This is a genomic window from Mesorhizobium sp. M1A.F.Ca.ET.072.01.1.1 (assembly GCF_004023325.1).
Classification (GTDB): Bacteria; Pseudomonadota; Alphaproteobacteria; order Rhizobiales; family Rhizobiaceae; genus Mesorhizobium.
Window position 1 is genome coordinate 1 of sequence record NZ_RZSF01000327.1, and the last position, 7426, is coordinate 7426.

The 7426-nt window shown below is 63.9% G+C and carries 5 protein-coding genes; 1 reads left to right on the plus strand and 4 read right to left on the minus strand.

Features of this window, described 5'->3' with window-relative positions; all coding sequences use genetic code 11:
- Nucleotide 1 precedes the first annotated feature (1 nt).
- Nucleotides 2–4534 (minus strand): strawberry notch family protein, encoded by a 4533-nt coding sequence (locus tag EOA32_RS30370; RefSeq protein WP_128373673.1) that lies wholly within the window; start codon nucleotides 4532–4534, stop codon nucleotides 2–4.
- Between the two features lie 566 nt (nucleotides 4535–5100).
- Here EOA32_RS30370 and EOA32_RS30375 point away from each other — a divergent pair.
- Nucleotides 5101–5454, plus strand: a complete 354-nt coding sequence (locus EOA32_RS30375) for a hypothetical protein (protein ID WP_245499431.1) — start codon at nucleotides 5101–5103, stop codon at nucleotides 5452–5454.
- Nucleotides 5455–5590: 136 nt separating this feature from the next.
- Here EOA32_RS30375 and EOA32_RS30380 read toward each other — a convergent pair whose 3' ends face one another.
- From EOA32_RS30380 to EOA32_RS30390, 3 genes are all read right to left on the minus strand, one after another.
- Nucleotides 5591–6187, minus strand: a complete 597-nt coding sequence (locus EOA32_RS30380) for a DUF1419 domain-containing protein (protein ID WP_128373675.1) — start codon at nucleotides 6185–6187, stop codon at nucleotides 5591–5593.
- An 85-nt stretch (nucleotides 6188–6272) separates the two neighbouring features.
- Nucleotides 6273–6665 carry a hypothetical protein gene (locus EOA32_RS30385; RefSeq protein ID WP_128373676.1) on the minus strand — a complete coding sequence of 131 codons (393 nt, stop codon included), beginning with the start codon at nucleotides 6663–6665 and terminating at the stop codon, nucleotides 6273–6275.
- Nucleotides 6666–6748: 83 nt separating this feature from the next.
- Entirely contained in the window at nucleotides 6749–7225 is a 477-nt protein-coding gene (locus EOA32_RS30390) for a hypothetical protein (protein WP_128373677.1), read from the minus strand.
- Nucleotides 7226–7426: the final 201 nt, after the last annotated feature.

Here is a 7426-nt window from a genome sequence, read left to right on the forward strand (position 1 = left end):
CTCAAGCCGCTGCAGTACGGTCGGTGACCCCGACCAGCGTATGGCGGTCGAGGAGCGCGGCGAGGATTGCGGACCCTTGCGCGGACGTCGGGATGAACAGCCGGAGCTTCCAGGAGATGATCTCGGAGATCAGCCCCAGCGCCTTCAGCTGGGGGACCATCGCGTCGGTGAAGCCGATCAGCTCGGCACGGTAGTCGTTCATGACCCGACTGCGGCGTAGAATCAGGCCATCGGCGAGTTGCAGTCCGATTCTGCCTTCCACGAGCCCAGTCCAGGCATCTTCCGGCGCGAGCGTGGGCACATCGTCGAGACCGAGATTGCGGAACATGGTCGCGACAAGGGTCGGCGCAATGTGACGCCCGATGATGCGTTCGCCCGCATCGGTCTGGATCCGGTAAACCTGACAATCATGGTCCGGCAGCCGACGCCAGATCGGCAGCAGCAGACCCGTCACGATGTGAAAGGTGCTCGTGGTGAACTCCGGGACGGCGGCGACCTCTGCCCGCCAGAGTTCACAGAACAGCTTTCGGTCGGCCGGCTGCCAATGGGTTTCGGCAAGGGCGTCAAGGCCGAAGCGCAACTCGTCGGTCGGCCGCAGCAACCGCACACGGTGCTCGACTGTGCCGTCGTCGAGCATGAGGCTTGCGGTCGGCAGCTGGATCGCTGCGCGACTCGACCGTGTGTTGACTAGCAGGACTGATTGCGGCTCGGCGCGCGCGATCGCCAGCGCGTCGGCCAGACCAAGCGGCCGGATCCGGTCCTTGCGCGCGACCGTCAGCACATGCGACTGCGCCCCAGAGACCGGATGCGTGTAGACGGTGCGCCGATCGGTGACGACGATGCTTTCCGCCGTGATCGTCTCCAGACCCTTGTCGCAGGTGCCGGCGGCAATGGCGCCCTCTACCTTCGCCGTCATCAGCTGCTCGAAGACCTCGAAGAGCAGGTTCTGGGTCTCGATGCGCAGCGCCAGCAGCCGGTTGAGCCAGGTCGTGATCGGCGGCAGCTCATCGCGCAGCCCGCCTTCGTCCGTCGTCAGCGACAGGCCGGTGACCGTCTCGAAGGTGGTGAGCGAGCAGCCGTCGATCTTGCCCTGGTGCAGCAGATAGTAGAATTGGCGGAGCGCCGCACGGGCATAGGGGCTTTCCAGGTTGTCCTCGGACCGGAACAGCCCTGCCCCACCGGTCTGGCGCTGGCCGCGCGTAATCGCACCCAGCGTGTCGAGCCGCCGAGCGATGGTCGACAGGAAGCGTTTGCCGGCTTTCACATTAGCGGCCATCGGCCGAAACAAAGGCGGCTGCGCCTGATTGGTGCGGTGGGTTCGTCCCAGCCCCTGGATGGCGTTGTCGGCACGCCAGCCGGCTTCGAGCAGATAGTGCTTGCGCAGCCTCTGATTCTTTGCCCCGAGATCGGCGTGATAGGAACGTCCGGTGCCGCCGGCGTCCGAGAAGATCAGCACGCTCTTGTCGTCATCCATAAAACTCTCGGTCTCGGCGAGATTGGCCGAAGCTGGACGGTTTTCGACGGCGAGCCGGTCGATGCCGTCGCGGCTGGTCTTCCGGACGATGCGGCGCGAGCGACCGGTCACCTCGGCAACCGTGTCGGTGCCAAAGTGATGGATGATCTGGTCAAGGGCACTGCCGACCGGCGGCAACGACGCAAGCCGCTCGACCATCTCGTCGCGCCGGCCAACCGCCTCGCGGCACTGGACCAGGTTGCCATCTTCGTCATGAACAGGCCGCGAATAGAGGTTCCCTTCGGCGTCCGAGTATTCCTCGAACAACTGGGTAGGGAAGGAATGCATCAGGTACCCGCCGACATACTCGCGCGGCGTGACGTCGACATGCAGGTCCGACCATTCCTCGGTCGGGATTTCGGCAAGTCGCCGTTCCATCAGCGCTTCGCCGGTCGAGACGATCTGCACAACCGCCGAATGACCCTCAGTCCGGTCCTGCTCGATCGATGCGATCAATGTCGGCGTCATCATCGAGGTGATGAGGTGGGAGAAGAAACGTTGTTTGGTGCTTTCGAAGGCCGAGCGTGCCGCCGCCTTGGCGTTGCGGTTCAGCGTGCCGGAATCGCTGGTGATATTGGCCGCCTCGAGCGCGGCGGTCAGGTTGTTGTGAATGACCTGGAAGGCGTCCGCATAGGCATTGTAGATGCGGATCTGCTCCTCGGTCAGTTCGTGTTCGAGCAGATCGTATTCGACGCCGTCATAAGAGAGCGAACGAGACATATAGAGGCCAAGCGACTTGAGATCGCGGGCAAGCACCTCCATCGCCGCGACACCGCCGTCCTCGATCGCCGCGACGAACTCGGCACGGTTGGCGAACGGAAAGTCCTCGCTGCCCCAGATGCCGAGGCGCTGCGCATAGGCCAGGTTCTCAACAGCGGTGGCGCCGGTGGCCGAGACATAGACGATCCGAGCATCAGGCAGCGCATGCTGCAGTCGCAAGCCCGCCCTGCCTTGCTGTGATGGCGCGACGTCACCGCGCTCGCCCTTGCCGCCGGCGGCATTCGCCATTGCGTGGGCTTCATCGAAGACAATGACGCCATCAAAGGGCTTTTTGATCTCTGTTGGGCCTTCGGTCCTCCCCGCCGGGTCTTCCCTTGTCCCAGCCAGGCCTTCGGCCTTCCCCGCCTCTTGGCCGATCCAGTCGAGGATCTGGGCGATCCGCGACTTCTTGCCCTCGCGCTCCTGGGAGCGCAGGGTGGCGTACGTCGTGAAGAGGATGCCTTCGGCAAGGCGGATCGGCGTGCCCTGCCGATAGCGCGAGAGCGGCTGGACAAGGAGACGTTCCTGGCCGAGTGCTGCCCAGTCCCGCTGAGCATCCTCGAGCAGCTTGTCCGATTTGGAAATCCAGATCGCGCGCCGACGGCCCTGCAGCCAGTTGTCCAGAATGATGCCGGCGACCTGTCGCCCCTTACCGCAGCCGGTTCCATCGCCCAAAAACCATCCCCGGCGGAAGCGGACGGCGTTCTCGGCGCCTTCTGGCGCGGCCGAGACCACATCGCAGGTATCGTCGACAGTCCAGGCGCCGGTGAGATGGCCGGAATGTGCCTCACCGGCATAGATCACACTTTCGATCTGGGCGTCGGACAGCAGACCCTCGTCTAAGATCGCATCAGGCAGGAGGGGCCGGTACGATGGCTTCGGCGGCGCGACCGCAGCCATCGCGGCTGACTGGACCAGCGGCGTCGGATGTGGTTTGGCGCGCGCTATGTCGATCGACTGGAGCGCATAGGCCTCGTAGATCGTGTCGCTGAGCCGGCCAGCCTCCTTCGGCATCCAGTCGCGTAGTTCATAGGTAAGTGGAACGGCAGGCGTGGCGCTGGGTACGCCCGGACGGTTGGGCTTCGCCCGTACAACCGCCGCCCGGAGGGTCTTGGCAACAGACGCCGCAGCTGCGGTGGGTGCAGTTCCCGGTGCGGATCGCGCGGCCTTCTGCGGGGAGGCATTGCGCAGGACGCTCTTTGACAGGGCACCGATCGAGTCCGGAAAGCCGCCCGGTGTGCGGGACGGCAAGACGGAGATCCAGGCAAGCAAGGTGTCGACGTCTGGGGCCTTCCCCGGCGAGGCGATGAAGCGCGCCGGCTCGGCCGCGGGCAATTTGTCGATGACCGTCAGGCGGGTTTCGGCCGTCGTGCCATGGCGGGCATAGACACGGCCATCGATCGCGGCGGTGAAGACGACCCTGCCCTGCTGCTGAAGTCGCTCGAAGGCGGGGCGCCATTTGGGGTTTTCGGGGGAAAGCACGGTGCCGGTGATGGCGACAAGGCGGCCGCCGGCTTGTAGACGAGCAAAGGCAGAAGACACATGCCGCCATGCCGCATCGGCGACATGGCCGTCGACGTAAGCGCCGACAGTGAACGGAGGGTTCATGAGAACCACGGACGGCTCGATGGCGGCGTTGAGATGATCGTCGATATGGGCTGCGTCGTGTCGGGAGATGGGAGTGCGCGGAAACAGCAGGCCGAGCAGATCGGCGCGCAAGGCCGCAAGCTCATTGAGGACGAGTGAAGCCCGGGCGATCTCGGCATGAACGGCGAGAAGGCCGGTGCCAGCCGAGGGCTCGAGGACGAGGTCCGAAGAGGAAATCGCTGCTGCGAGAGCGGTGAGGAAAGCGAGTGGCAGCGGGGTCGACAATTGCTGCAAGGCTTGGCTCTCGTCGGAGCGCCGCGTGTGGGTGGGAACAAGTTCGGCGATGCGCCTCATCATCGCCAGTGTCGCCTCGGGCGAAGCCGACCGGTACAGTATCGCCGGCCCGAAGCGGCGCAGAAACAGCATCTGGGCGGCTTCGAGCGCCTCATAGGCATCCTTCCAGACCCAAAAACCTTGTGCGTCGGTGCCGCCGAAGCTGTCGGTCATGGCCGTGCGCAATGCCGCGGTGGTGATGGGCTTGCCCTGTTCGAGAAAGGGCAGGAGCGACACTGCCGCCTGGTGAATCGTCTGGGCGGTGTCGATGGCGTGGGATGCTGCCGCGGTAAGGGGAGCGACCGTCTGGTTGACGGTCGACGTGGTCGTGACGATGTTCATGGAGATGTCCTTCGAGCGAGAGAGTGTCCGCCCCGCCGGCACTCTCTGTGCTCCGGCCGGGCCGTACTCCTCCCGGCCCCGCTCTCCCTCCCTGCGACCAATCGGGTTGCGCTGTTAGGAGCCATGACTCAATGGCCGGGGGGCGGCGATCCGGAGCGATCGAAGTGATGCTGAAGTTCAGGATCGTAGGTGAAGTTTGCGAGGATGATGCACCTAACCTACAGACAGTGCTGAGCGCAGCGTATGAAACGCGGGGAGCGGCCGCTCTGCCTGTGCAAGGAACCAAGCGGCCGATGCACATCGCCCGCATGGGGTAACCAGTTTCTCATCAAGCGCATGACGCTGGATGATCCCATCTGCGATTCCAGAGCCCGCTACGAACTCCGCGGTCTCTGCGCGCTAGCCCAGACGGCAATCCGGGGCTGTCGAACGAACCCAATGCCACGACAATCAGGTCGCTGTGAGCAGACAGCTGTGCACAAGCTGGGGCGTCGATTGCATTTACCGCTGCGTTGCAAGCAGTTTCTCCCATGGCGACGGATGAGTTGGATGCGCTGGTTTTCAGGATGGCGCTCGAAAGCGTCCACGCCCTTCCCTTAAGCTTCGCTGAGAAAGCGGCCGAAATAGCCGCCAGGAGCCGCGGTGTCCTGCTTTTCGACGTCAGGATCGAGGGTGACGCGGAGGTCCAGCGCATCGCGGCCATTCAATATACAAGCGATCAAATGGGTATACTGGCATTGGACAAGCAGGGTTCTGGAACCCGCCATTGCATGATCAATGGCGGGTTCTCAAGCTTCATCGCTCCGCTGGAGAATTGGACCAGATTGCCATTGTCGACGCAGGCCACAATCGACATCACAGGCCACGTCAGCCTCTTTATCGGCGCCCTGCGAAACGCGGGTTACTTGCTACGCGGCTAGATTTCGCCAAGACGGATTTTCTTGCACGCCCGACGCGAGATCATCTATCGGGGTGGTCAGCGCCGGAAGCAGAGCCTCATACGCGCTCCACTAAGTCCCCGTCGTGGGTCCTTCCTCGTACTTTCCCTCTTATGATTTACCCGGCGACCTGGGGCACGGGCAGAAGCTTGCCGATCTCTTCGTCGTTGAGTTCCTCAAGCAGCTTGAGGATGGTCCCCTGCCCGCCGGCATTGACCAGGATGCTTCGCTTGCTGTGATGCTCCGGCGGGCATGCGTCCGGATTTGCCTCCCCGGCGATGCCCTTGAAGCCGGCATGCGTCGCGGACCAGATCGCCTCGAGCTTTTCCTGACGCGTCATGCTATCGACGGCGCCCGTCTCGTGGGCGATGATTGCCACGCGCATCGCGTCCGGACAGCGTTTGTCGGAGAGGTCGCAGAAGCCGTGGAACCATCGTTCGCGGCCACGGATCCTGATGGCGAAAAAGACGCTGGTCACGTAGCCAGCCTTGTATTCGGAGATGCCGAACATACCGGTTCGCTGGAACAGCGGCGGCAGGAGCGCGAGCATGAAGTGGTATTGCTCGGCGGCAATCTCGAAATACTCGCCGGCGTAGGGCGTGCCGGAAATTGGATCTATACCCGGGTTGTCTTTGTGCCGGTTGAAGAGCTGGAACATCTGGTCACGCGTTGCGACGCCGTCGAACACTTTTCGGAACGGGGGATGGGTGGACATGGCTGCTCTCCGGAAACAGCCGGTCGCCCGCCACAGCAGCGCTGCAGCGGGTGACTGTCGGCGGGTGACGGGATCGATGGTCAGTTCAGGCGGCGCGGCGATCCGCGGAAGGCGCGGCATCGTGTCCGACGCCCGTAATGGCGCGGACCGCTGCGGCGAGCGCCGGGATGTCGTCGAGTATGCCGAGCGTGACGAAGTGGTTGGCCCCGCCGGTATAGTCCTTGCGGCCCTTGCAGGTGCGGATCAGAATACCGTGCCCCGACGACAGCGCGAACTGGCAGACCTGGATATAGGCGCGGTCATGATGCAGGGTGATTTCACCGGATACGGCGATGCCCGCCCTGTTCGAGCGCAGATCAAAGCTACCCGGCGGCAAGGCAAGTTCGGCGACAAGCTCTTTCAGCCGTGAGCGCGCCCTCGTATGAAAACGTCTTTTCTGCTGCTCGTCGTAGGAGCAGCTTCGGTTCCAGTCGAACATGTTGATCTCCATAGAACGGAACAGGCCCGGCGATCGCTGCGCGAGCCCGGGCCTGTCATCGGTTGGTTTATGCGGTGAGGAAGTCAGGCGGCCGCCCGACCCTCGATGACGTCGGCGCCGACTTCGTCGGCCGAGACCTCCTCGAGATAGGCCCGGCTGTACGAATTGCTGGCGAGCCAGCGTTCGGCGGCCTCGTGATCCCTGGCGAGATGCAGGAGTTCCGGGCTGTCGCCCAGGTCCTGCAGGACACGCACCATTCCGATCGACGGACGCTCGACGATCTCGAAACGCAGGCTGCTCTCGACCGACCAGGTGCGCCGGACCGAGATAGCGATGATGCCGCCCTCGCCGAAATCGCCGTCATGCAAGGTGAAGCAGGCTGGAGAGCTATACGTCGCCCGCGACCGTGGCGGCTCCTTCTTGACGAGTCGGCCTGTGCCGTTGCGGCTCTCCCAGGCAGACAGCTTCTTTCTGAAGCGGGCCGGCGGTTTCGGGGCACCGTCCGAATAGCGGATGACGCTCCCCAACGGGGCGGAATCGTAGACGATATGTGCGGACATGCGTTTTTCTCCATGTCGGAAACAAGAAGGGCCCGGCGGAGATGCCGGGCCTAGTGGTGAGCGGGAGGCCGATTACTCGGCGGCCTGGAGGTGGTCGGGTTCCTCGCCGGCGACGGTCACCGGTTCATCGGAGGACGTGCCGGTATCGTCGGCGAGGAAGGCCGGCAGCTCGGCGGCATCGCCGTCGAGAGCTGGCTCATC